This window comes from Pseudoalteromonas sp. C2R02, assembly GCF_018860845.1.
Taxonomy (GTDB): Bacteria; Pseudomonadota; Gammaproteobacteria; order Enterobacterales; family Alteromonadaceae; genus Pseudoalteromonas.
In genome coordinates, this window is sequence record NZ_JAHKQC010000052.1 from 1 (window position 1) to 26,494 (window position 26,494).

25 protein-coding genes are annotated in these 26,494 nt (G+C 33.9%); 12 read left to right on the plus strand and 13 right to left on the minus strand.

The window, feature by feature from the left end; genetic code table 11:
- From KO527_RS24025 to KO527_RS24040, 4 genes are all read right to left on the minus strand, one after another.
- A partial coding sequence (locus KO527_RS24025; RefSeq protein ID WP_216042778.1) for a hypothetical protein occupies positions 1 to 247 on the minus strand: 247 nt, incomplete at its 3' end.
- A 568-nt stretch (positions 248 to 815) separates the two neighbouring features.
- Positions 816 to 1,061: a hypothetical protein gene (locus KO527_RS24030; protein ID WP_216042779.1), complete on the minus strand. Its 246-nt coding sequence runs from the start codon at positions 1,059 to 1,061 to the stop codon at positions 816 to 818.
- 707 nt (positions 1,062 to 1,768) lie between these two features.
- The gene (locus KO527_RS24035) at positions 1,769 to 3,754 is read right to left on the minus strand and encodes a hypothetical protein (protein WP_216042780.1); all 1,986 of its coding nucleotides are present in this window, start codon (positions 3,752 to 3,754) and stop codon (positions 1,769 to 1,771) included.
- A 509-nt stretch (positions 3,755 to 4,263) separates the two neighbouring features.
- On the minus strand, positions 4,264 to 5,076 hold the full coding sequence (locus KO527_RS24040; RefSeq protein ID WP_216042781.1) for an enoyl-CoA hydratase/isomerase family protein: 813 nt from the start codon (positions 5,074 to 5,076) through the stop codon (positions 4,264 to 4,266).
- A gap of 144 nt (positions 5,077 to 5,220) precedes the next feature.
- Between KO527_RS24040 and KO527_RS24045 the strand changes: the two genes are divergently transcribed.
- Complete coding sequence (locus KO527_RS24045; RefSeq protein WP_216042894.1) at positions 5,221 to 6,171, plus strand: LysR family transcriptional regulator; 951 nt, start codon at positions 5,221 to 5,223, stop codon at positions 6,169 to 6,171.
- 409 nt (positions 6,172 to 6,580) lie between these two features.
- Here KO527_RS24045 and KO527_RS24050 read toward each other — a convergent pair whose 3' ends face one another.
- Positions 6,581 to 6,952 (minus strand): DoxX family protein, encoded by a 372-nt coding sequence (locus KO527_RS24050; protein WP_216042782.1) that lies wholly within the window; start codon positions 6,950 to 6,952, stop codon positions 6,581 to 6,583.
- Positions 6,953 to 7,052: 100 nt separating this feature from the next.
- Between KO527_RS24050 and KO527_RS24055 the strand changes: the two genes are divergently transcribed.
- Together KO527_RS24055 and KO527_RS24060 are read left to right on the plus strand one after the other, a co-directional pair.
- Entirely contained in the window at positions 7,053 to 7,928 is an 876-nt protein-coding gene (locus KO527_RS24055) for a LysR family transcriptional regulator (RefSeq protein WP_216042783.1), read from the plus strand.
- Between the two features lie 78 nt (positions 7,929 to 8,006).
- Complete coding sequence (locus KO527_RS24060; protein ID WP_042146365.1) at positions 8,007 to 8,357, plus strand: VF530 family protein; 351 nt, start codon at positions 8,007 to 8,009, stop codon at positions 8,355 to 8,357.
- 702 nt (positions 8,358 to 9,059) lie between these two features.
- Here KO527_RS24060 and KO527_RS24065 read toward each other — a convergent pair.
- Positions 9,060 to 9,872 (minus strand): sulfite exporter TauE/SafE family protein, encoded by an 813-nt coding sequence (locus KO527_RS24065; RefSeq protein WP_216042784.1) that lies wholly within the window; start codon positions 9,870 to 9,872, stop codon positions 9,060 to 9,062.
- Positions 9,873 to 10,263: 391 nt separating this feature from the next.
- On the opposite strand from KO527_RS24065, the gene KO527_RS24070 reads away from it, so the two are divergent.
- The 3 genes from KO527_RS24070 to KO527_RS24080 all read left to right on the plus strand — a co-directional run bounded on the left by KO527_RS24070 (position 10,264) and on the right by KO527_RS24080 (position 13,578).
- Positions 10,264 to 11,241: a DUF1852 domain-containing protein gene (locus KO527_RS24070; RefSeq protein WP_216042785.1), complete on the plus strand. Its 978-nt coding sequence runs from the start codon at positions 10,264 to 10,266 to the stop codon at positions 11,239 to 11,241.
- Positions 11,242 to 11,266: 25 nt separating this feature from the next.
- Positions 11,267 to 12,295: a methionine synthase gene (locus tag KO527_RS24075; RefSeq protein ID WP_216042786.1), complete on the plus strand. Its 1,029-nt coding sequence runs from the start codon at positions 11,267 to 11,269 to the stop codon at positions 12,293 to 12,295.
- A gap of 233 nt (positions 12,296 to 12,528) precedes the next feature.
- The gene (locus KO527_RS24080) at positions 12,529 to 13,578 is read left to right on the plus strand and encodes a hypothetical protein (protein ID WP_216042787.1); all 1,050 of its coding nucleotides are present in this window, start codon (positions 12,529 to 12,531) and stop codon (positions 13,576 to 13,578) included.
- 61 nt (positions 13,579 to 13,639) lie between these two features.
- Here KO527_RS24080 and KO527_RS24085 read toward each other — a convergent pair whose 3' ends face one another.
- Together KO527_RS24085 and KO527_RS24090 are read right to left on the minus strand one after the other, a co-directional pair.
- A complete protein-coding gene (locus tag KO527_RS24085) occupies positions 13,640 to 14,248 on the minus strand; it encodes a heme-binding beta-barrel domain-containing protein (RefSeq protein ID WP_216042788.1) in 609 nt (202 codons plus the stop codon).
- A gap of 354 nt (positions 14,249 to 14,602) precedes the next feature.
- A complete protein-coding gene (locus KO527_RS24090; RefSeq protein ID WP_216042789.1) occupies positions 14,603 to 14,902 on the minus strand; it encodes a hypothetical protein in 300 nt (99 codons plus the stop codon).
- A gap of 174 nt (positions 14,903 to 15,076) precedes the next feature.
- On the opposite strand from KO527_RS24090, the gene KO527_RS24095 reads away from it, so the two are divergent.
- From KO527_RS24095 to KO527_RS24115, 5 genes are all read left to right on the plus strand, one after another.
- Complete coding sequence (locus KO527_RS24095) at positions 15,077 to 15,646, plus strand: SGNH/GDSL hydrolase family protein (protein ID WP_216042790.1); 570 nt, start codon at positions 15,077 to 15,079, stop codon at positions 15,644 to 15,646.
- Between the two features lie 51 nt (positions 15,647 to 15,697).
- Positions 15,698 to 16,075: a DoxX-like family protein gene (locus KO527_RS24100; protein WP_216042791.1), complete on the plus strand. Its 378-nt coding sequence runs from the start codon at positions 15,698 to 15,700 to the stop codon at positions 16,073 to 16,075.
- A 59-nt stretch (positions 16,076 to 16,134) separates the two neighbouring features.
- The gene (locus KO527_RS24105) at positions 16,135 to 17,973 is read left to right on the plus strand and encodes a monovalent cation:proton antiporter-2 (CPA2) family protein (protein WP_216042792.1); all 1,839 of its coding nucleotides are present in this window, start codon (positions 16,135 to 16,137) and stop codon (positions 17,971 to 17,973) included.
- 19 nt (positions 17,974 to 17,992) lie between these two features.
- A complete protein-coding gene (locus KO527_RS24110; RefSeq protein ID WP_216042793.1) occupies positions 17,993 to 18,424 on the plus strand; it encodes a GNAT family N-acetyltransferase in 432 nt (143 codons plus the stop codon).
- Between the two features lie 275 nt (positions 18,425 to 18,699).
- On the plus strand, positions 18,700 to 20,013 hold the full coding sequence (locus KO527_RS24115; protein WP_216042794.1) for an erythromycin esterase family protein: 1,314 nt from the start codon (positions 18,700 to 18,702) through the stop codon (positions 20,011 to 20,013).
- A 184-nt stretch (positions 20,014 to 20,197) separates the two neighbouring features.
- Here the strand turns inward: KO527_RS24115 and KO527_RS24120 are convergent, their stop codons facing one another.
- From KO527_RS24120 to KO527_RS24135, 4 genes are all read right to left on the minus strand, one after another.
- Positions 20,198 to 20,488 (minus strand): antibiotic biosynthesis monooxygenase, encoded by a 291-nt coding sequence (locus KO527_RS24120; RefSeq protein WP_216042795.1) that lies wholly within the window; start codon positions 20,486 to 20,488, stop codon positions 20,198 to 20,200.
- A gap of 26 nt (positions 20,489 to 20,514) precedes the next feature.
- Positions 20,515 to 20,934 carry a nuclear transport factor 2 family protein gene (locus KO527_RS24125; RefSeq protein WP_216042796.1) on the minus strand — a complete coding sequence of 140 codons (420 nt, stop codon included), beginning with the start codon at positions 20,932 to 20,934 and terminating at the stop codon, positions 20,515 to 20,517.
- Between the two features lie 143 nt (positions 20,935 to 21,077).
- A complete protein-coding gene (locus KO527_RS24130) occupies positions 21,078 to 22,937 on the minus strand; it encodes a methyl-accepting chemotaxis protein (RefSeq protein WP_216042797.1) in 1,860 nt (619 codons plus the stop codon).
- 217 nt (positions 22,938 to 23,154) lie between these two features.
- Positions 23,155 to 23,913, minus strand: coding sequence for a transporter substrate-binding domain-containing protein (locus KO527_RS24135; RefSeq protein ID WP_216042798.1), 759 nt, complete (start codon positions 23,911 to 23,913; stop codon positions 23,155 to 23,157).
- Positions 23,914 to 24,125: 212 nt separating this feature from the next.
- Here KO527_RS24135 and KO527_RS24140 point away from each other — a divergent pair, with 212 nt between their 5' ends.
- Positions 24,126 to 25,652, plus strand: a complete 1,527-nt coding sequence (locus tag KO527_RS24140; protein WP_216042799.1) for a hypothetical protein — start codon at positions 24,126 to 24,128, stop codon at positions 25,650 to 25,652.
- Positions 25,653 to 25,742: 90 nt separating this feature from the next.
- On the opposite strand, the gene KO527_RS24145 is transcribed toward KO527_RS24140, so the two are convergent.
- Complete coding sequence (locus tag KO527_RS24145; protein ID WP_216042800.1) at positions 25,743 to 26,423, minus strand: SDR family oxidoreductase; 681 nt, start codon at positions 26,421 to 26,423, stop codon at positions 25,743 to 25,745.
- Positions 26,424 to 26,494 lie beyond the last annotated feature (71 nt).

Below are 26,494 nucleotides of genomic sequence, written 5' to 3' on the forward strand. Positions count from 1 at the left end.
AGCAAAGTCTGGGAAGTCCATACATAACGTGCCCCCAGCCGTCATTGACACTCGCAGAATCTACAATAATTGCACTTTTAGTCTGTGGTTTAGTTACGTATTTGAACCCTCTCACATTTGCATCTCTGTACCAATCAATAGCATTAGTGGATCTAAAATCATAATATACAGACTTGTTGTGGCCCACCCATTCAGCACATTTCCACTCTTTTGCTTGTGTATTAAATGAAAGTGTTGTGCACAGCAATACCGAAGCTAAAGTCAGGTTTTTACAGTTAATCACTTTATAGTTTCCTTACATTATGAATTACCTTGTACCCATAATCATAACATGTCATTTTTTAAATTTCACTTTTTATGTAAATCAATGCTATATCCGTAGCTATATATTTTTTAGTTTAAAACTTTTTTAGGTTATCGCAGACTGATTTTATGAAGTCTACTAAATATCGTTATCCATACTGTTAAGTTGGATAGACTATGTGGATATGTAACTATTTAAGCGTCTAGTGAAGTTAAGGCATCTTAGGTGGCTGATTTTTAGTATTAAGTGTGTTTGAGAAGTCTAAAAACTAGTTTTCAATAAGTAACAAGTACAAAATATACAAAAAGAATCCTGAAAGTCCAAAAAGCACTATTTCAATTGAAATATGGCCTTTTATAAAGTATCCGATGACAGTCATTAATAGAGAGCTTAAAAATGCTTTGATTGAAAATTTAGGGTTACTTTTTATGACCCTAAATGTAACCGTTAACAAGCTATTTGCTGTACTTAAAACAAGGTATGCTAGAAATAATACTAGAAAAAATTCCATTTATATAATCTCACCGATTAAATAAGTAAATATTCCACTGCTAAAAGTAATTTCAACTTGATATGGAAGTCCAAATAGATAACTTAGCATCCCCGCTGTAATGCTACCAATTACAAATCGGGCTGCCCTTAAAGGGTGATTATTAAAAGCTTTTTTTAGGAAATTAAAAGGTAAAGTAATTAAATCGATAACACCCCTAAAAATAATCATTGATAAAGATAATAAAAAGCCTGTAATTGGATCCATATTTTAATACCTTATCATGCGTAGTTTATTCTTGCATTGATGTAAACCTGAGCTTAATTGATTGTATTTAAAACTCATTGTAGGTACAAGGGCTGGTAATATAATCTTGTGTTAATATGTGGTACAAACTATATTTATAATTTAACGGTAAAAGGACTTACGTTATGAATATTGAATACCCTCCTATTATCTTGGTTAAAACTTGGCTGTCTCTTAGAGGGAAAAACCATTCTGATAAGGTACGTAATAGAGCTAATCAAAATATTATTAATGTTTTCAAAAGTTTGGAATGTGAATTTTCTTTCGTTTTCATAATCTGTTGCAAGTTATTTTTCTGAAATTGAATCTGATTGTGAGATAAAAACATAAAATTCAATAAGCTAGGAGTTCGTTGTTTATTGCGATTGTGAGCAGGCTTAAAATATGAGTGATTTTTTTATGCTTCAAAGAGCCAAGTTTTTGAATAAAAATTAATTCAGGATTTTGAAAATGAAAGAGGTGTGTACTAATTTGAAGTATGCTCGATTTATAGTGGATAACAATCAGATATGAGCGACTATCAAGTAATTTATAGTCGCTCTTCCTTAAAGTTAATGTTCACTCTTTTGTGAATCGAAGAAGTTTTTTTATAATCTCAGATGGCTTTTTTCAAATAGTTCTTGAGTGACAGAGTCCTCCATCGATATACACATTATATGGGTAAGGTATTAGTAAATAAATTTTCTGCCACTCCCGTGATGGCTTTCTCCATCTTTAGGGAGTAAACGAGTATCACCTTTACGCTTTAATGTTAAAACTGGTTTGACTGAAGTTGAATTAGTCGCTTCTAATTGTGTTATTGCAAGGTTTTCATTCCAGGTTTTATTTGGATCAAATGAAATTGGTGCGGGTAAAGCATTAATAATGTTAGCCGCTTCAGTATATTCTGGCAGTATTCGTTCTACTACAAACTTCACTCTTGGCTTAATTCGTTCTTCACCTTCTCGGCCACGTTGCCCCCAAACTAACTTACTATAATTGGGATCACTAACTGCGACATCTCGACTCACGTTATAACGAGCATGCATCATAAAGGCATCAAATAATACCGCGTAGTCTTCACGAGTAGAACTATAACTATAAAACTTCGGGGCGCTTTCTGTTTTAAATAGATTCGCGACATCTTCCATTGAGTATCCTTTTTGCTCTTCAGTGATCAGACTTGGATCTTGAAAGCGAACTTGACCTAGCTTAGTCATTTCGTTTTGTTCACCTGAAGCCCAACCATAATCCAAAGGCAGCATACGTTGTAAATCATCTGATTGAATTTTTTTGCTGTTATATAAGTCACTAACAATATTTACTAATGTATCAGAACGTTGTAATTCAGCCCAACTATCACTTGGAAAGAAATCATTTGCATGTGCTAACTCATGGTATAACAAAGATGAAAAGTCATACAAGGAGGCTGATAAACTGCGCTCTAAGCGATAACTAATAGGGGCATAGTAGCTTGCATATTCGTTGTTTTTTACATAACGCCATGGCATTTTAAATTGTAATTCATTACCAAAATCATTTCTAAAATCAGGTGCTTGATTGATAGTGTCACGTTGCGTTGCTGTTTCCCATAAATCATTTGGGTCTAAATAAATAGCACCAGTAGTTGGGTCATAAAACGACGGGCGAATATCATAAGAAAGAACAATAGCAGTTGTGGCTCTTAGCAAGTTTTTGAAGTCATTGTGTTCATTATCATAGGTTTCTAAAAACTTTTTAAACTGATCTCCCATCCATTGATGTGAAACCACTACTCTATCCATTATTTGGTCTACAGTCGGCGCATCGCTTACATGTGCAATTAAAGGCGTTTGATTTAGCGTACAAGAAGTTGCATACAGTGCCTTATTTGAATACACGCAATCAACTAGCTGTTGTCCTGCTGTAGAGTTTGGGTTATATAAAAAAACATCTGCAACTCTTTCATTAAATGGTGTTTTTTGAGAATTAAGCTCAACTTTTGTAGTTGTATTTTCTACTAAAATAGCGATGTCATCAGATACAATATCCCCATTGATGCTGCCAGAGACCTTAAATTGTAAAATTGTATCTTTATCTATCTCTGGTGCGTCAAAAAAGACAGCCACTTCTCCATTAGTATTATTTTCAGTAAATTCTACCGTAGGGCCTTGTATTTGGCTCCATTGCAATGAATTTGGTGTCACTTTTTCACCGTTATCATTTAAACTAGCATACGAAATGAGAGATACATCATTGCCTTCAATTACCGCATGTCCTAAACGAACCGTCAATAATGATTGCACACTTTGAACTGAAAAGTTATATGTTAAAGTTTGTTCTGAACCTGCATCATCGGTGAAATTAACTTCAAAAGCGTAATCTCCAGCTACTAACGGAGTAAAACCAACAACCTTGCTGTTTTTGGCATAAAAATTAATTGCTTTACCACCCGTTTGTGTCCAGTTAATACTAGACACTTTGTTATCTGGTGTATGCAATACTAATTCCGTCGATTGCCCAACGAGTACTTCTTGTTCAACCTGAACAATACTCGGCTCTACAGTTGAAATAGGTGAAGGTGTAGGTGCTGGAGTCTCAGAACTTGTACCACCTCCACCGCCACAGGCGGATATAGATAAGATACTTATAAGTGATACTGCACTCAAATTTAACTTGTTGTTTATCTTTATCATATTTTTAAATACTTCCTTTATTTATCAAGGTATTAGTTTTATTTTTCAATTATTTGAGCCATGTTAATATATTGAAGAGTCTTTAACTAGATAAATTAGGAACATGGACTTTTATCGAGAGATAAAATAAATAATAAAGAAAATGTGACAGTCATACTTTAATCATTGATTTTAAATGTATTTAGCTTAAAAAATACTGCAATTAAATTCATACTGGATGATTACTTTTTTGCTCATCATCTATATGAGGCTAAGCCTGAGGGAAGGAGCATTCTAGACAGAATTCAGGTATTAATACTATAAATTACAATAATTTCAATAAGGTAATTCTAGATATCTCGTTTTGGGTTTAAATGGGGAACCACTTAATGAAGTTAAATTTAGATACAGTGGTGGTCGTTACACAGAGTTATTTACAGGGTCCAGTTAACTTGCCACGATCCTGTAAATAATATCTATTTTGATGCTGTATATCTAAGTTTAAAAATCTATGATTTTAAATACTATATTTACTTAGAAAGTTCCGCTGCCGTATCAATAAATATTCCCTGAATATCTCTCGCTTCCCTTTCTGTTTGGCCGCCATGCTTTAAAAAAGCAGCAATAATGGTTTGTGTTTTTTCTTCTTTAGCACGCTCAAGAAAGTATCGTAACTCTAGCTCAGCGCCTGCTTCTTCATCTTTTATTGAGGCTGAAATAATTTCCTTATACATCTCGATATCACGAACTTCCCAGGCACTTACCAATGAAAGTAACTGTTCAAGGAAAGTATCTAGCTCAATTTTAGGCACAAATTGGGTAATGATATTTAGTGCTTCGGCTTGTTGTGCGGTGAAGTCTGCGCCTGTTAGTAATGCTTGTAATGCTTTTCCCTTACCTAAGCGGCGTGCAAATTGGACTGCACCTTGACCACCTGTTGGGATATTTATATATAACTCTGGTTGAGCGAATGCTGAATTTTCGGTTGCGTATGCCAAATCACAAGCCATCACAAACTCATTGCCACCGCCACGAGCCACACCATCGATCACTGCAATTGAAAGTTGTTTCATTGCCTTAATGTTAGTAATCATATGATTGAACTCAATTGATGCTGCCTGCCCCCCTTGGCTTCCATTTATAACGTTTAAATCTAGATGAGCAATAAAAAATGTATCATGGAATGATTTAAAAACAACCGCTTTAATCTCACGATCATCTTTGAGTGACAAAATAAAAGCGTTAATTTCATTGATTAAATCTATTGTCAAAATGTTCACTGGTGGATTTTTGATTAGAACGGTAGCCACACCTGCTTCTTGGGTTATTATTAATTTAGACATTGTAATTTTCCTATTTAATTAATCAGAGCAGCGCAAGCGATTTGTCACTGCGAATTTATGAAGCTATTTTAAGAAAATATTTGGCATCCAAAAACAAGGTAAAATGAACTATAATGGTTCCAAAAAGGAATCAATGAGGTGTCTATGGATCTCGCCAGTCGATTATTACTTTTACTCGAAGTGTCAGAGTTGGGTAGCTTTGCAAAGGTTTCGGAATATAGAAACGTTAATAGATCAGCCATATCTAAACAAATAAATAAACTTGAGCAAGAGCTTGGCGTCCATTTGCTAAATAGAACAACCCGCTCACTGTCACTAACTGCCGCTGGTTCCGAAATGGTGAATCAAGCAATAAATTTAAGAGAGCTACTTAGTAACTCAAAACGTTTAGCTCAAAATTACCATAGTGAACCTCGAGGGCAGCTTAAAATAGCAAGCTCAACTTTGTTTGGTCGCCAATATGTTCAACAAGCAGTATTGGAATTTCAAAGCTTATATCCTGAAGTACAAATTGAATTACTCTTGGAAGATCGTTTGGTAGATGTGATTGCTGAAGGGTTTGATATCGGTTTTCGTATTGGTGAACCTAAAGAATCAAATTTGATTTCAAAAAGAATTGCACGAAATAGGTTATTAATTGTTGCCTCACCTCGCTTTATTGAGAAATATGGACAGCCTGAAACTGTACCAAAGTTAGAAAGCTTGCCCGCTGTGGTCTATTCTGCACCTGGTTTGTTAATAGATAAAATAAAATATCGAGACTCCTTGGGGACTGAGGAGTTCATTAATTTAAATAAAACTTATAAAGTTAATGAAGTTGAGTTATTAATTAAAACAGCTTTAGCTGGCAATATGTTAACGGTTACAACGGCACAAATGATAGAAAATGAAATATTACAAGGAAAACTTGTGCCGATCATGACCCATCTCGACTTGGTCGATTACGGCACTTTTTATGCCGTATATCCTCACAGGGATTCTCCATTGAAAACAAAACTTTTCATCGAAACTCTAATTGGGGTTATTGGCGACGAAATACCAATATGGGAAAAGCGTATTCCTGGTTTTGAAAAAATGTATGGCAACACGCCATAGAGTAACCAAATTTAGGTGTCACACGTTATCAATATGGTCATTTTGATTTTTGAGAAAAGTAAAAATATACGATAATGTAAATAATGAGCCTTCTTCAGGCTCCTTATAAAACTTAAAACATACCGTTATTATGAGCCATACTGATGGGATCTCTTGAATAACATCCCAATGTTCGTCGACTTGCCCTATTCTAGATGTCATTAATCGTATTGGAGATAAATTGAGCCGTCACAATAAATAACTATTCAATATAGTTAAAAGTCAAAAAGTACAGTGTTAACAGCCCTTTATTGGCACGTTTACTCAGTGCGACTCAGTTCGTTTTGCTCGGACAAAATTTAGGAGCTAATTGACAGCCGACACTTGCTTGCCATTAAGCAAAAAATTTGAAAGGGCTAGAAATACTAGATCAAATTAAAAATTCAAGTAGAGCTTGATTAGATAGTGATAATGCTAAAGATAATAATAGAGTAACAATTGCTGGCATAGCATCTTTAATTGTATCAAACTTTAGGTGAAAAAATATCGCACCTATTGAGGTAAAAGCAATAGTTGCAGCACCTAAACTATTTAAGGTTTTGTGATCAAATATAAGCGAAGCCACCAGTAAAATAGCTGCTGACAATTCAAGGATTCCAACTAAAAACATATGAACACGCCTTAGCCCATATTTATTAAAGAAAGTGAGTTGTGTTTCAAAAATAAACTTCTGCCAACCTGTAATCTTAATTGAACTTGCAAGGGTAAAAAAAAGAGCTAAAAGGACAGTAATAATGATCATATATATTCTCCTGTTTGTTTAATTAATGATATTTAACCATTTAGAATCTGTCTGATAAATGCTAAGTTTGTGATTTCTGGTATTCCCAATTGGAATGTATATGGACAAACTAGAGTGCATTAAGCTGTTTAGTTGCGCTGCTCGACTAAAAAGTTTTACAGCAACAGCAAATGAGCTAAATATGACACAAGGGGCAGTCAGCAAAAGAATTGCTTGGTTAGAGAGAAATCTAGGCTTTACTCTATTTCATAGAAACCCACGTAAAATTAGCCTAACCAACGCGGGAGCAGAATATCTTACTTTTTGCCATGAGCTGATTGAGAAAATGACTATTACTGAACAGCTGCTAAAAAATGAGCTTAGCCAAGTGGTAGGGATACTTAAAATATCAGCACCATCCGCATTTGCTACTCAGCGACTTGCTTACCCTATTAAGGAATTCTTACGGGCAAACCCAGAGCTTACGATTGATATTTCAGTCAATGACAGACAAGTAGACCTTTATAATGATGATATTGATATCGCTATTAGGGCTTCTTACCTTAAAGATTCAGGACTGAAAGCTAAAAAGCTACTCAATCATAAGCTTTGTTATTTTGCATCGCCTGACTACCTTAAGGCTAATGGTAAACCACGTCACCCTGATGATTTATCAAAACACACTTGTATTACTTATTCTTTAAGTAACCCATCAAATGCCTGGTATTTGAATAATCAAAAAATTATAGTGCCGGAGTTGATCTCTAGCGACAGTCCTGAAATGATTGCGAAAATGGCCGTGTTAGGGTGCGGCATAGCTGCTATGCCAAAATGGATGGTTCAAGAATATCTTGATTGCAATCAGCTTATAGAATTATTTAAAGACGATGAAAAACTTTCTTTACCTATGTATGCTGTTTACAAAAGTTCAGATTATCTTCCATTCAGAATAAGAGCATTCATCGACTTTTTAGCTAATTATTTTGATTCAGAATGAAGTTGAGTATTACACACGTAAATCTGACAATATTTGGGAAACTTGTTACAATACTTTTTTTTTGATTTTAGGTAGACAATGAATAACAGTAATGACCCACTACACGGTGTGAAACTTGAAGAAATTTTAACCAAACTGGAGAAAGAAATCGGTTGGGCTAAAATGGGTGAGTTACTTAATATCCGTTGTTTCATCAACAACCCGCGTATGAAATCAAGTTTAAAGTTTTTGCGTACAACTCCTTGGGCACGAAGTAGAGTTGAAATTTTATACCTCAAAACATTTTGTAGTAAACATAAAGAAACTGGGAAATTAATCAGAGCAATACTTGCTCAGAATTCTCAAGTAGCAGTAAAAAAATCTAAAGTAGCAGAAAAGACTTCCAATAAGCCAGATTCCTTTGTTTGGCAAACACCGAAAAATAAATAGACTTATGCTGAAGACGTTAGTGATTTAATTTACTAACGTTAACTGTCGCTAGCGAAAAAGAATATGATCGTCATATCTTTTTTACGAGATGTCATATTATTCTCTAGCTAAACGTATTATCTTTTAACTAGAGTCGCCTAATCTATTAGACCATATTAATCGGAACAGGCCTTACTACTGCGCCTTTTATTTACAAAATAAAAAAGTAAAGTTATCACTATTGAAGATACTAGATATGCGGGAAAAGTTGTTTTTAGCATTAATAATGCACTATCAACTCTCTGCTCTTCATGAAGAAATGGCTTAGCCTGTAAATTAAACGAAAAATTATAGATAGCAAAATTTATGATGAAAGTAACAACAGCTAGACTGAGGTAAGTAATCAGTGTTTTCATAAGCGTCTATTTAACCTCCCAAAACCATATTTCTCGAGACTCATTAAAATCACTCACTCTATTAAAAAGCTCAAGTATGTTTCTTGTGAACATTGATGAGCAAGTTATTTCATCTTTATTCCATAGGGCTATATGGTCCTCACTTTGATTAGAGAGAGGTTCATTTAAAAGCCTGTAAAATTAATCAGTTTGAATTTAAGTACTGTTACAGCTGACAATTTACAGGCGTTTAATTATTTTAACAATTTTATCTAGCACTTAAAGTTTCCACAAAAAATTTATTTGTGGAAACACCGTCTACTCCCTGTTAACTCACAACCATGCTTATAGCTGTCACCAATAATAATACTGAGAAGATTTTTTTGATTAAAGGAACCGGTAAAGAATGTGTTGCTTTGGCCCCTAGAGGCGCAGTGAACCAAGAAGTGCACACAATACCTAGTAATGCAGGTAAGTAAACAAACCCTGCAAATCCGTCTTCTAAAGAAAAATGACTCATACCTGAGCTGATGTAACCAATTGAGCCAAATAATGCGATAACGATACCGCAAGCAGAGGCACATCCTATGGCTTTTTTCATATCAAGTGAGAAAAACGTTAATAAAGGCACCAATACTGCACCACCACCTATGCCTATCATGGCAGATAACCCACCTGTAATAGTAGTAAAAAATGTTAATGCACCTTTGTTTGGCATTTTACGTTCAACAGATGAATCACTTTTAGTGCTGCTGTAAAACATCTTTATTGCAATGAGTGTCACGCTAACAGCAAACACTAAGCGAACAATATTTTCAGGTAATAGTGAGGCCATAAAACCACTTATAAGTGCACCAAGGGCTACACCTGTCATTACCCAAGGGGCTAAATCCCATGGAACATTGCCATTTTTATGATGGGCGATGGCTGAAGACGTTGATGTAAATAATATTGATGCTAATGATGTTGCAATTGCGACTATCACGACTTGTTCGGCCGGTAAAACCGCTAAGTACAGTAAAATACTACTTAAGATTGGAACAATCACTAATCCACCACCAATACCAAGCAGCCCAGCTAAAAAGCCAACGCCACTGCCTAGCAACGCACAGTATATAATTAACATCAGTAGGTCATTCATTCAGATCATCTCTCTAATAATTTTGCCCGATATCATAGCAACTTACATGATAACTACTTAGCTTTTTGATAAAGATTAGCCTTGAATAATACTCATGTTTTATATGAAGAAAACACATGCTTGTACATTTTAACCACACCCATCTAGACGTCTTTACGTTTTATGGCTTGGAGTTTGAATCCGTTTTGTAACTCAATACGCGCTTTTGAATTTTTCTCACGTTTCATGTGAAATTAAACCGTTTTTATTCATCCATAGTTACACGTATAAATATAAGCAGTTCTTAGACTTAAGCTTAAGCCATTAGGCACAATCAAAAAATCAGATTGAAAGGTCGATGAAGATTAAAAATAAACTTATGTTTTATAAAAGCGAATTGGACACCAACATCATGAATAAAGATTTCACATTTAAAATAAAAAGCCTCAGTCTCGATGAAAACTATCATCCATCAGACAGCACGCGTATTACAACTAACTTTGCTAACTTGGCTAGAGGTGCAAGCCGTCAACAGAACTTACGTAATGCTTTAAATATGGTAAATAATAGCTTTAATGCGTTAGCTAATTGGGATAACCCTAAAGGCGATCGTTATTCTGTAGAACTTGAAATAATTTCTGTTGATATGGATATTGATGGTAGTGGTGAAACTTTCCCATCCATCGAAGTTTTGAAAACGAACATTGTTGATAATAAAACGAATGAACGTATTGAAGGCATTGTAGGTAATAACTTTTCTTCATATGTGCGTGATTATGATTTTAGTGTATTACTACTTGAGCATAATAAAAATCAAGCGCAATTTAGCATTCCAGATGACTTTGGTGTTTTACATGGCAAGTTATTTAAGTATTTTGTTAATTCAGATGCTTATAAACAGTATTTTAATAAGCCGCCAGTGATATGTTTGAGTGTTTCAGATAATAAAACATATCAACGTACTGAAAATCAACACCCTGTATTAGGTGTTGAATACTTGCCTAATGAATCTTCTTTGACTGAGCAATATTTCAAAAAAATGGGTTTGCAAGTGCGCTATTTCATGACGCCTAACAGTGTTGCACCTTTAGCTTTTTATTTTTTTGGTGATCTATTAAACGATTACTCAAATCTAGAGTTGATCAGCACGATAAGTACGATGGGCACATTTCAAAGGATTTACCGACCTGAGATTTATAATGCTAATGCTGTTGCCGGAAAGTGCTACAAGCCTAACTTGAAGAACTTAGACCATTCACTTACTCAAATTGTTTATAACAGAGAAGAGCGTAGTCAGCTAGCAATAGCCCAAGGTAAGTTTGCAAAAGAGCACTTTATCGAGCCATATCAAACTGTATTAGAACAATTCTCTGCTAATTACACGCTATAATTAATAAGGTATAACGGTATATATTATGAAAACATTATTACCAACTTCAACAGCTGGCAGTTTACCTAAACCGGTTTGGCTTGCACAACCAGAGACGCTTTGGTCACCTTGGAAATTGCAAGGTGAAGAATTAATTACGGGCAAACAAGATGCATTGCGTTTGTCATTACAAGATCAGCAACAGACTGGTATTGATATTGTTAGTGATGGCGAGCAAACGCGCCAACATTTTGTGACGACATTTATTGAACACCTCAACGGTGTTGATTTTGAAAAGCGTAAGACAGTTAAAATTCGCGATCGTTATGATGCAAGTGTTCCAACAGTTGTAGGTCCTGTATCACGTCAAAAGCCAGTGTTTGTTGAAGATGCTAAATTTTTACGAAAGCAGACCAAGCAACCAATTAAATGGGCATTGCCAGGCCCTATGACGATGATAGATACGCTTTATGATGACCATTATAAAAGTCGCGAAAAACTCGCTTGGGAGTTTGCTAAAATACTCAATCAAGAAGCCAAAGAGTTAGAGGCTGCTGGTGTTGATATTATTCAATTTGATGAGCCAGCGTTTAATGTATTTTTTGATGAGGTTAATGAGTGGGGCATTGCATGTTTAGAAAGAGCGATAGAAGGTCTTAAATGTGAAACGGCGGTACATATTTGTTATGGCTATGGCATTAAAGCCAATACAGATTGGAAAAAAACGTTAGGTTCTGAATGGCGACAATATGAAGAAGCTTTTCCTAAATTGCAAAAATCTAATATCGATATTATCTCGTTAGAGTGTCACAACTCTCATGTACCAATTGATTTACTTGAACTTATTCGTGGTAAAAAAGTAATGGTCGGTGCTATTGATGTCGCAAGCGATATCATAGAAACACCAGAAGAAGTCGCTAATACGCTACGAGCAGCACTTAAGTATGTAGACGCTGATAAACTTTACCCTTGTACCAATTGCGGTATGGCACCTTTATCTCACGAAGTAGCAAGAGGTAAGCTCAATGCTTTAAGTGCCGGTGCTGAGATTGTTAGACAAGAGCTTTTAGCTTAGATTTGCCAGATCTTTGTTTTGTGTTTTAACACATTTCAAAGATCACACCGCTAATATTATGAGTGCATTGATTTACCATAAGATTATATTTTATCTTGGATAGAATATTGAACGAGAACCGTTTTATTAAAATAAATGTTTGTTATCGTTTTTTGATATCGAATTTCATAGGCAATCAATATATTCTTTAACCAATGATTTCTGATAAATGATAGGTTAAGGAAAGCTAAATAATGAACTTTAAAAAGAAAATATGGCTTCTCTGCCCTGTTATTGCTGCTTTTTTGATTTGGCTTAGCTACACAAATGATAATAATATCAATCCTCCTACACAAGATTTAATTATTCCAGAAGAAATTGACGAACAAAAAATTATTGATGAGTTTAATATTCATCAAGCTGAACAACCACTTATTGAACAAGTTGTATATGAAGAATACATGCTAGAGCAAGATTATATTGAGCAAGATAACTTTAACCCTAGCTTATGTGATTTAACACAATGGAAAGAATATCAAAAAGAAGCGCTACCAGAAGTCATAAATAACCTAAGTGATGAATATCAACCTTATAAAGTAGTTGTCAGCGAAGACTTCATTATTACTATGTACTCTGCCAATATGACATCATATTTTGAAAAACAATTTACTTTATTAATGAAAGGCGTACTGGCCTCATATACAAATTATTTAAATATAGATCTGACTAATAAAATTCATCTACATATGATTATTTCACAAAATAGGCAATCGTATTTAGTACAAGCTGGCATTGATGGCTTTAACCCTAGTCGTTCGCAAGGTGTGTATTTTGGTCAACGAAATCTTGCTTTTGTGAGTTATCACAATGAAGAACAAGCAATAAAAACCGCGATACATGAAGCTGTGCACGCTATAAATTTACATTTAGTAGGCATTACATCTCGCTCTTTTAGTGAAGGAACAGCTGAATTTTTTGAAGACATTTCTATGACAGATGAAAACCAATTTCATGTATTAATTTCAAATAAAAAACTAGCAACAGAACCTTACTTATTTAGTTTAATAATAAAAGACGATGAGTGGAAAAACTTAGATATCCCCAAGCTTTATTATAGTAGCTGGGCATGGTTAAGTTTTATGATGATGGAGTTTGATGCAAAATCTACTCTTCAGAGCTACTTGGTTAAAGAGCAAGAAAACTTGTGTCGTGCATTATCTGAAGAAGAAGTACTTTCTCTTTGGCGGGAAAGTTACATTCAATTTGAGTCTGACTTTTGGACTTGGTTAGATCTAGATTATTGATAGTAACTATCGGCATAACTCATTAATGATGTTATGCCTATAGTAAGTTAGTAATTAAATATTACTTTTCAACTTTTACAAGTGTACCTGAATCAGTATGACCAAAAGGCTTGCCGTAAATTTCTAGGTTTGTTACTTGTGAGTAGCTTAATTTGTTGTCAGAGATTTCGATATTCATTGTGAAACCCACTGTTTTTGCATTTTTAGTCATATAGCTTGACTCTGCTACACCTTTAGCTGGCGCTGTAAGTGTCATTTTACTACCTGCTTTACCTTCAGCTACTACACATGTTGCACGTGGCACACAAAAAGAGTTATAAACAGTTTTGTTTTTTGCATCATAAATAAAGTAACCACGTTGGTCGTGAAACTTATTACCTGTGCTTTTTTTAAATACTTCTTGCTTGTAGTAAACGGCTGTTAAGTATTGGTCGCTTGCATTTGTCGCATCTGCTGCAACTTCAAATGTTATGGTTTCAAAATAAGCTTCAACTGCCGGGCCGCCCTTACCTGCTTTAGAACCTTCTTGACCAGGTGCCATATCAAAACCGCCTGTTGGCGCTGACTTCCATGAACCAATCAGTGGTTTTAATGGACCTAGCTCTAATTGAGCTTGAACATTAAGTGATAGACATAATGCTAAAAAGGGAATTGATGCTAATTTATTCATGGTATTGCTCATTTGGTAATTTAATCGGCGCGCAGTATAGTGCAGTGGTATTTGAATATATAATGGCTTTAATCGATGTGTATCATCGATTAAATTGGATTGATTATTACAGCCTTAGTAATAGGGTAAGTTAGTGGTAACTATTGCTTTTTACTTTGTTTTATTTGAGGTGGGTGTTACTTCTTGAGTGTTAGTTTGTTATGTGATGCCTATTTGGTTACAGATTAATCTTTTATAAATTCCCAAGTATCTGCACCATCAAATAAAGGAATACTGACTGTTTCAAAACTCGAAATGTCATGACAGTAAATAAAGTTGTTATAGTTTATGAAAAAGGATTTATTAGAATGTGTATTATATGTCTAAGTCTATATCAATTGAGCCATCTTTCCCTTTAAATATACGACCTAATATTCTGAATAACCAAAATATAAGCTCAATGGGAAACTCTATTATTAATTCAAGTACATCTAAGAAATGGTTTTCTTGCTCTCTTTGTCCACGCTTTTTACTTGGCCAAATCAAAAAAGCGGTCGTAAAACTTAAAATTGCACCTAGAACATATTCCCATTGGTTCGTATTAAAAACTAAATATATTAATGTAATACCAAATATAAAAAATATAAGCGCTATCGACTCTCTCATCACTTCCATGCTTATCTTCCTTAGGCTTTTAAACTTATCACTAATAACTAATATCTATGAAATAGTTACTGAATGATTTAGAGTTTAAGAATGTACCTTATTTATAATAAATAAGTAGAGATATATTATTATCTTGAACTTCTGGTTAGACGACATCTAAATTTAAATAAATTAAGAGTAAATATGAATATTTCATTAATTGGTGATTCTATAAGAATGCACTCGCAAGATTATACGGTTGAAAATTTACCTACAGATTGGTTTATTAACTTTCCTCTAGAAAATTGTGAGTCATCAAATCAAGTTGTTACTCATATTTCAAAGTGGCTCTGCGAACCTTGTGACATTATTCATATCAATTGTGGTCTGCATGATATCAGATTTAATCAAGGTGCAAGTCAAAAGGTGTCTTCAGTAACGAAATATCAAGCTAACTTAAAAATCATATTCGATTATTTATCTCGCTTAAATTGCAAAGTTATTTGGGCAACAAGCACGCCATTTAATGAGAATGTTCATAATCAACATAAAGAATCTAAACGCTATTTAGCTGATGTTATTGAATATAATCAAGTGTCTTGTAAGCTGGCTCGTGAATATGATTTTACCATAAATGATTTATATGAGCAGTTAACTGATATAGGTTACAACAATTTATTACTTGATGATGGATTACATTTTAATAAATCCGGTAACGCCTTAATTGGCCAGCTTGTTTCAGAATCTATTTGGACGTGTAGCCGTTATAAATAAAATATTCAGATATAAATTTCTGTGATAGTTAAGCTTTAAAGGAGCTTTATCGTGTCTGCAATACAAATTAGCCGATTTTTATTAAGCTTTAACTGGATTTATCATGGCCTTTTCCCTAAGTTAATTCATATCGCACCGCTTGAAAAAGCCATGACAGCGAGCATGGGTTTTGCTGATGAAACTTCTTACCTCATTACTAAATTAGCAGGTGTTGGCGAAATTATTTTTGGCCTCGTTATTTTCTTTTTTTATCAGTCTCGATTTATTTTACTTAGCAATATAATCGCATTAATTGGTTTATTATTGTTTGTTGCTTTTCTGCAGCCTCATTTACTAATTGAGGCTTTTAACCCTGTGACCACTAATATTTCAATGATAGGTTTTAGTTTGATTTTATTTAGTAATATAAAACAGATTAACAATAAGTAAATTAAACACTAAGCTGTAATAAGAGTTCGAAATATACACATTAAAGGTGATGTTTTATTATGTTAGAGATGGCGGTAATTTATTTAGTCGCAGCAATCATTGCGGTACCCGTTGCAAAGCGCTTAGGTTTAGGCTCAGTTTTAGGCTATCTATTAGCGGGTATTTTAATAAGCCCTAACCTTTTAGGATTAGTGGGCGATCAAACCAGCGTAATGCATTTTGCTGAATTTGGTGTTGTTATGATGCTGTTTTTAGTTGGTTTAGAGCTACAGCCTGCAAGGCTTTGGAAGTTACGGCATTCCATTTTAGGATTAGGGGGATTACAAGTTATTCTGACTACAGGAATTATTTTTTCTGTTTGTTTTTATACATTAAATTTAGTTTGGCAAACATCTCTGGCTATCGGTCTGATGCTTGCTTTGTCTTCTACCGCAATTGTTTTACAAACCTTAACTGAGAAAGGGTGGATAAAACAAGATGCTGGGCAAAATTCGTTTTCAGTTTTACTTTTTCAAGATATTGCGGTTATCCCTATTCTTGCCGTTGTACCTTTACTCGCTTTTAAAGATATTACAACGGCAAGTACAAATAACCATAACCTGATTGCACACTTGCCTGTTTATGGCCAAGTTACAGTATCGCTTGTGGTAATCGCATCTATCATCCTTGCTGGTAAATATATCTCCGCGCCATTATTTCGCTACATAGCAGAAACTCGCTTAAGAGAGATTTTTACAGTAACAGCTTTATTACTTGTCATTGCAATTGCTTTAATAATGGAACGTATTGGTTTATCGCCTGCACTTGGTACCTTTTTAGCCGGGGTGGTATTAGCTGAAAGTGAATTTAGGCATGAGCTAGAAGTTGATATAGAACCCTTTAAAGGATTATTACTAGGGCTATTTTTTATTACTGTAGGGGCATCAATCGACTTCCCGCTACTGTTTGATAAATTTGCGTTTGTTTCTTTAGCTGTATGTGGACTGATCTTGATAAAAGCTTGTGTTTTATTCTTGCTTGCTAATATTTTTAAAATGAAATCAGATCAAAAGTTATTGTTTACTTTGGCGTTAGCACAAGGTGGGGAGTTTGCGTTTGTGCTCTTATCTCTTACAAGTGGATTGTTAGTTACAAGTCCTGAACAAACTAAGTTATTAACCTTAATCGTTGCAATATCTATGCTGTGTGCACCTTTAATTTTAATGATGTATGAAAAGTCATTATCAAGAACAACTAATAAAGCACCAGAATTTGATGCTGTAGAAGATATGGAACCTACTAAAAATGTGATTATTGCGGGTTATGGTCGTTTTGGCCAAATAGTTGGCAGACTGTTAACTGCTCAAGGTTATCATTTATCTATTTTAGACCATAGTCCAAGCCAAGTTGAGTTATTAAGGCGGTTTGATAATAAAGTATTTTATGGTGATGCCGCTCGCCAAGATTTACTTGAAGCCTCAGGTGCCAAAGATGCAAAAATTATTGTTATTGCCATAGATGAGCCAGATAAAACATTAGAAATTGTCGAGTTAGTTCATAAACATTATCCAAAACTTAAAATATTCGCCCGTGCGACTGATAGGCGCCATGCTTATGAATTAATGCATTTAGGGGTAACTTGCTTTAAACGTGAGACTTTTGATTCTGCAGTCAATTTAGGTATAGAAGCCTTAATGGTTTTAGGCAATGATAAAGCAGATGCAACTAGAGCCGGCAAAATATTCACAGAACATGATAATGAATCTTTGAGGATTTTAGCCGATGTATGGGGCGATGATAAAAGTTATGGCATAGCCGTAAAACAAAGAATGGAAGACTTAAAACAAGTGCTCGATAACGATAAAACACAGAAAACTAAGCTGAACTCTTGCCAGCAACAATCAAAACAAAAACAGTAATAATGTATATAAGGGTTTTATGACAGACGATAACAATACCTATAATTATAAGGTTTATTTTGATGCGCCAAGTGTTGAAGAATTTAATAAATTAAGAAATATCATAGGTTGGGGAGATATTGACTTTGATATGGCTCAATTGAGTTTAGATAATAGTCTTTTTCATGTAACCATAAGAGATAATAAGCAATTGATAGCCATGGGTCGTATTGTTGGTGATGGCGCTATGTATTTTTATGTTCAAGATATAGTTGTTCATCCCGAATATCAAAAACGCGGTTTAGGGCATAAAGTAATGCAGTATATTGAAAGTTACTTATCTGGTACCACTAAAAAAGGCGCCACGATAGGTTTACTTTCAGCTAAAGGAAAAGAAGGCTTTTATGAACGTTTTGGTTATATAAAAAGGCCAAATGACATATTAGGTAATGGCATGTGTAAGTTTATTTAGGCTTTTTAAGGAGAGTCTAAAGGGGGGCCAATATCAAGAGAATAATGATGCTTTAAATTAGATGATTATTCTTAAGCTATTTTAAAAATTGTTATTTAGTTAATATAAAGAACAGTAATTTGGGTACAATAATAACCAACGAATTAAGAAATAAATAAAAATAACATCCTCATTTGGGTTTTCTCCTAAAAATTAGCAATATGTATAGCTTAGCTTAAAGTGACTTCTTAAACTTATAATTGAGCAATCAGGAAATATGACAAGGATTTAGCAAAATGAGTCAAAATATAAAAGTAATAATATTTTTATCAATCACTATGAGCTTATTTGGTTGTGGCTCGGGATCTAAGTCTGATTCAAAAAAGAATTCAGGGATTAATAGCAACAATCCAGACTACGAAAAATATGTTGCTGAAAATCATTCTGAAATAACCTCATTAATAGATGATGAAAATTATGATGATTTACAACAGCTAAGTGAAAAAATTGGCAGTCATCGAATTGTACAATTAGGTGAAAGTACGCATGGTTCTAAACAAATGAATCAAGTTAAAACCCGTTTAATAAAGTACTTACATCAATATCATGATTTCAATGTTATCTCATTCGAAAGCTCAGCATTCTCATGTAACATGCAATTAGAAAAAAATGAAAATATTGATGCAGAATCATTAACCAAAAGCTGTGTTTATGGTATTTGGCGTACCAAAGAAGTCAAAGAGTTATTTGCTTATATTTTACAAACTCAATCAACGGATAGGCCTCTTCATCTTTCTGGCTTTGACATTAAGTTTAGCTCTAATAGCGATAATAAAGAAAACTTGATCGAATTTTACAGTAAAACTGCTGAGCAATATGGATTAATAAATTCTGTAGATATTGATGGATTTGCCGAATTAATAGTTTCTTATAATAATGCCAGAAAAGGATGCTACGTTAATGATAATTCGCAAGACTGTGCATTTTTAAAGAACAGCTATTCTGATTCTCGAGTTAGCATTGAAGTTTTCCGTGATAGCTTTCTTGGTGATGAACCGCAATTACAACTTGCGCGGATTATTGCTAACTCTTATCTTTTTTTGATTGAAGAAACCTCTCAAAGCTCCATTGATGTTGCGATTTATATTAGAGATCAAGGGATGGCTGAAACTTTTACAGAGCTAGCAACTTATTATTGGACAGAAGAAAAAGTGATAGTTTGGGCGCATAACGCACATGTAGCCGAAAGTAATTATAGTCAAGATAGTGAGCTAGGTATGGGCTATTATCTTGATGATTATTGGCAAGATGAACTATATACAATTGGCTTATATATGATCAAAGGTGAAAGTGCTAATAACTATAAAGAAAGTATTAAGGTTACTAGCCATGCTATCAACTCTCTAGAAATATTAGCTCAATCTGTTAATAAAGGTATTATATTTTTGCCTTTCACATCTAAAAATGAGCCAGGAACAGAAGATGATTGGCTACATGTTGAGGCAACAAATAAACATTGGGGGGTTCGGAATCAACAAACTATTTTAGCCGATGCCTATGATGCGGTAATCGTTATTGAAAACTCCACTATCCCTGATTATTTGAATTAGCTTATTTATTAAATGAAAGGTATAAATTTTTTAATTTATACCTTTTGAAATAGCTTTCCAGATGAACTGCTAACTTGGTCAAATTTAAACTATAGCAGCATTCATTATTGTTGAGTGTGAATAGTGGGGCAATGCAGTCCAAATAGTGGAAAAATACAATATCGTAAAAGTCATTAAAAATAGATTAAACCACTTCATTAACCTCTAATACCTGATAGTGCCTTTCTACATTCTTTGTAACATTCCCCCATTTTGATTGCTTAACCCTTTGCTGATGAATTTCAAATGCGGCTTGGTTTATAAATTCTTCATATACATGAAATTTATTACGGTTGCTGTTATCTTGGGTTACTTTAAATACAAGGTTACCTGAGTCATTTTTAGTTAATTTTATATGTGTTAACAGGGCTGTCTTTACAGCTTCCAAATCTTCGTTAGGTACTATGATATAGCCTTTGAGTATGATTTTAGGCATGTGCTTTTCTCCAAATTAAAGGCTAGTTACTTTTGTATTTTTGTATATACCTTATTTATTATTTTCCATTGGCCATCATTTTTGATTAAAGTGAGATAATCAATATACATCCAAGTGCCCATATCCCAATGTGCCTTTACTAAAGCGGCATCATTTTCTATATCAATAGATATGATTTTAGTTGTATGTTTTCCTGGCTTATCGGTACTAAAAAAGCCAAGGAAAGTTTTCATATCATATCTTTGTAACTTACCATTTGAGTTACCTTGTACTAATGCGTCTGAATGAAAGGCTTTCGAAATCATTTGTGAATCACCTAATACACTACCTTTAAGGTAGTTGTTAACCGTTTTTGTAATTGCTATTTTAGGTGTTTCATCGTGGTGGCTGACATGGGAAAGGCAATTAAAGCTAACAATAGATAATAATAAAAAGAGTAATTTCATTAAGTAAATTTTGTATGGATTTTAGGGATTAATACCATAGCATAAAGAGAGATATTTGAACTAACTAATAAGTTTTAATTGGAACTTGTGCATAAAAGAGATTTATAATCACTTCCGTGTGATTGTTTAAATGGGAGTTTTTATCAAATAATAAAGCGATCTAACTCTTTACGTAAGATGTTAGATTGATTAGATAAATCTTTACTCATTACCTGTGTTTGCGCAACTGACTCTTCAGATTGTTCAGCAACATCTCTGATTGAAACTACATGTTTATTAACTTCAGATGCGACTTGGCTTTGTTCTTCAATCGCAACAGCAATGGCGGTATTCATATCATTAATGCTTGAAACATCTTGATTAATTTCAGCCAATAAGTGCCCTGCTGAACTTGCTTGTTTTGCGCTTTCTTGTCCTTGTACTAAACACTCAGCCATAAGCATAACAATGGTTTTTGTTTTCTCTTGCAGTGTATTAATTATTTTTTCAATTTCTTGAGTTGAATCTTGGGTGCGACTGGCGAGTGTTCTTACCTCATCTGCAACAACAGCAAAACCACGGCCCTGCTCTCCTGCTCTAGCGGCCTCAATAGCGGCATTTAGTGCAAGTAAGTTGGTTTGATCAGCAATGCTACGGATCACATCTAACACGCTTGCTATGGTTTCACTATCTTTAGCAAGTTCTTGCACAGAAGTTTCTGAGCTGTTTAATTTTTCGGATAAAACTTCAATTTGAAAGATGGTTTGATCAACTGCACTTTTGCCATTTTCAGAGTTTTTAAAAGTGACCTTAGCTTTATTTGCGGCTTCATGTGTATTGTGTGCGATTTCTTCGACAGTACATGCCATTTGAGTTGCAGCAGACGCAACCATATCTGTCTCTTGTGTTTGAGAAGCGATCCCCTGATTTGTGATCTCTATGGTATCCGCCAAATGTGCAGTTGTGCTATTTACAGAGCCAACAGATTGATCAACTTCTTTAACTAAGTTTCTAAAGTTGCCTATCATGGTGTTAAATGCTTGAGCCATTTCTGACAGTTCATCTTTTGTATTGGTATCCACTGTGATGGTTAGGTCATTATTAGTGGCTGCTTTTTCTATCGAAGCCTTGAATTTCGTGATCGCAGTTAAAATACTTTTACTATTTAACCAGGCAAAAGTGATTGAAATAATTAATACTAAAATAAATAACAGGTAACCTAAAACCTTATTTTTTTGTGCATTATCAGTTATCACTTGGTCGCTGATTTTTAATAAATCATTCAGTACATCATCTACTTGATGTACTAAGCTTCTCATTTTTTTTTGTAATCCACTATTTTGATTTAATCCTAAAATGGCTTGTTCATTAACTAAGTTTATAAATGCAACTTGATAATTATCAAGGCGTTCAACTATTTCATTTTTATCATAGGCTGCTAAATCACTGCTTTTTACCTCTAAACGCATTTTAGATAGGTTGTTTTTAAAACGTTTGACATATTTTTGATCTAAGCGAAGCATAAAGTCTTTTTCATTTCTTCTTAGTTGTAGCATTTGGGCTAATAATTGATAATTTTGAGAGCCTAAAATAGATTCAACTTGATGAACTTGGCTTCTGAGTTTGCCATATAATCCATCTTTAGGATGTAAACCAATACGCTTTTGTGACGTTACAATTTGATTAAAATAATCATCATATTCATTCAATATTTTTTGTAATGCATCGATTTCTTTAATTGTAATATCTTTATTATTAAATGATTGTTTTAGTGTCTTAATTCTTTGCTCTAAACTTGTAATTCGAGAAATAAATTTTTCTGTATATTTTAGGTCTTTACGTAAGAAAAAATCTTTTTCATTACGTCTTAACTGTAAAAATGAAGATTCAATATCTCCAATTTGTTTAGTTACTTGTAAATCATCATGAAACGATGAAGAAGCAATAGATGCAAGTATTAACATGGCAAACATACTTACAACTAATATCGCTGTATTTAAAATTAACTTATGCTTTATTAACATAAAATTCCTTGAACATATTACGTACCGATAACGGGTGACCAATAAAGGCGGGATTGTATACTATCTGTCATTAAAGTGTAATATTTCTTTAATATTAAATGTTTAGTGATTTTATGAGGCAAGCGTTTTTGGGGACGATTAAACTTTGTGTATTAATAAAGTGGAGGATGACTTTTTCATAGTTAGTGTTTGCTTATCCATAAGGAGGGCAAGCATTTTATTGAGTAAATCCGAGTTGATTGAGGTAATTCTGATATACCATTTGGTATTTACCACTATTTTTGTACTTGATAAGCGCTTGATCAAATTCATCACAGTGCTTTTGTTGATTAAATCCTATTGAACTAGCAACAGGTGGAAAAATATCATGAATGTCAAAGTCGTTTGCTTTAAGACCATTTTTAGCATGATTTTTTAAGCTATGTAAAAAAATATACTTATCTCCAATGCTGACATCAACCATACCATTTGAGAGTAATTTAGCTTGCTCCAATGGTTGTGCTACTTCTTTATAGTGTTTACTTCGCAATACAGCTTGTTTGTATTCACTGCCTAATAACAATATTGCTCTTTGATAAGAGACTACTGACTTTTCGTTTAGATCTGATATTGAATTAATTGTGTAATATTTTGATTTAAGTGATATAGCGACATCTGAATATGCAAATACGGGTTGTGTTATACATCCTTGAATTTCTTTTTGAGTAAATATATTTGCTGCACCGTCTATGGTGTGAGCATTGAGTTCTCGTACTAATCGGGCATTAGAAAACATGTAGCGATAGTTAATTTTCCTGTGTGGCAGATAAGTATATACACCATCGATTAAATCTTTAAAGAGTGCGGGTTTTCCTTGCTCTGAAAACAAAGGTTCAAAATTCCCAAGTGCAATAGTTAAATTTTTAGCTTGAAGGTTTACTGAAAAAAAGCATGTTGTAAGCGTAAAATAAGAGGCCAATTTAGTATTTTTTTTCATTTGTTCATCTGTCCCTGATCTAATACTAAATGCGTATTATTATCCATTCTGCCGTAATATCAGTTGATTTGTAATCTTTTTTTGATTAAAAGCTAAATATTAAAGAATTAATTGCATTTCATATGCGATAAGTTAAGGTTAAGAAAGTGTTATTTAATAGCATGTGAAGTTCATATAATACGTACCGTTTAGGCTGTAAGCAAAATAACGAAATGAAAAATAATAAAAACAAATGGCAATTGTCAACATATCAAACTCAAAGGCTTTCTGCGATCCCTAGCATGGCGAGTGCTGTGTCTAAAAAAATATCTTCTTTTATGTCTGCTCATCGAAAAATGGTTGATGAAGCAAGTACTTTTTTTACTACATATAAAAGTGATTTATTAAAGCTCAAAAAATTAAAGAAAAACTTAGCAAATTATAGTGAACAGATAGATATCATTAATGACTATAAAAAGGAACACGGTAAGTTACCACAAATCGTTAATCAAAATTCTACGGATAAATATCTCTCTCAGCTATACAAGTTAGAACAGCAATTAAAAGCAGAATATAAATTATTGCACTCTAAAATATTACAAGAAAAAATCAATCGTTTTGAAGCATTAGACCACTTAACGGATAATATGCTTGATTTACTTAATAATCAGCGCACTTTTAGTCAATTTTTAGGCACTATTGTTTTATCTACACCGCTTCCGGATGAAGAGGTTCGTTGTATTAGAAATGAAAAATTTAAACCTATTTACATTGCCGGGTTAGTTGTTGCGTTATTTGAAGAGGTGAGGGTCACTCGAGATTTTAACAATGCATATCTAAATGAAACGATGCAAGATATGTTTGATAATAATACTGATAGCTTTATGGCATTAGAGCAAAATGGGCTATCAAATGAAGTAATGGCACAGTATAGAGAAGATGTTTTAAAACCTATCGCGAAGGCTGCGTTGTTGCATTCTATAGGGAGCTACGCACCTGAAGCACAGGAGATTTTTGCAGGCGATCGCTATCGGATGCTAAGTGTGAAAGAAAGAGCTAAACTCATTGAGACTGTGAGATTAAAATCAATTGATTATTTTAAATTTGGCATAGGGATCCCGCAAAGGAAAGCCAACACTCAAGAAGAAAAACTCGAACATACACAATTTGAACAAAAAAAATTGTCTTTTATATTATCTTTTTTTGAAAAAGATAATAATGATAATAGTGAATTGCATAAGTTGCTGCGCATTCCACTTATTTACTCTTCTTTTATGGTTTCAACTAAACCTGAGTTTAATTATAAAAAAATATATACCGCATATGATACTTTGAAAGAAAGTGCGATGAATAAACAAACAGATCCAATTTTTACTAACTTGTTTTTATCTATGGTCGGGTATTTTCCACTTGGAAGCGGAATTTATTTTATAAGCCAAGAAACACATGTGATAGAAAAAGGCATTGTTTCTTCGTTATATCCAGAAAACCCTCATGAGCCTATTTGTAAACAAATAACCCGCCAACAAATAAAATCTATGAGCCAAAAAGAGGTGATAGTTTCACCTAATACGAATGTTTTTTTTGCTAAGACACGATTGAAATCGGAGTTTGAACCTGAATTTTATACCCTCAAATATAAAAATACTTATACTTGGAATGCAAATGAAGTATGGGAAGTACAAATCCCTGCTTTAGAGTTTTGGCGAAAAGATGGTACGCGTAAAAATAATAATCAGTTAATTAATCGAACAACTTAGCCTAATACCAATTCCGATAATAAAATGACCAGTTAATTAACGGAAATGGTATCGTTAGTTAGCAAGTTAGCAAGTTAGCAAGTTAGCAAGTTACCAAGGTAATACTTCACCATTTGAATGTCTAAATACGCCTGAAGCTTTCAATGTCAGTTCATCAATTAATTGTGTAATGCGTATTGCAGCAACATCTGCACTGATATCGCCATTATTGTTCACCATATCTGTTTGTACATAACCTGGATGGTAAATGCCAACCGCCACTTTATCTTGCTCTAAATCTTTAGCTAACGACATTCCTGCAGCATTGAGTGCCGCTTTTGACATTCTATAGCCATATCTTCCGCCTGAACCATTATCAGCAATAGAACCCATTCGTGAAGTAATTAATGCAATTTTACTTCCAGAAGTTAAATTATTTAATAGTGACTGGCATACCTTAAGTGGCGCCACAGCATTTACTTGAAATTGCTCATAAATAGTATCTAAATTTAAGTTGTCTAAGCTTTCATCTCTTAAAATACCGGCGTTATTAATAAGTACATCTATTGTTTGTGCGCCAATAGCATCACACATAGATTGTATCCCTGATTCTGTTGCTACATCGACGTTTTCAACGATTTCAACATTTTCATTTGCTAGCGCATTGAGCTTAGCTGAAGACTGTCGACATAAGGCAATAACTTTGCTGCCTTGGTTAGCGTAAATACTTACCATAGCTAGGCCTATTCCACGATTTGCGCCTGTGATCACAACCGTTTTTACTGCTTTCATATTACCTTTCCCTATCAGTTTTTATTCTTAAGTTTATAAATATATTGGTATTAAATATAAAAATACAATTC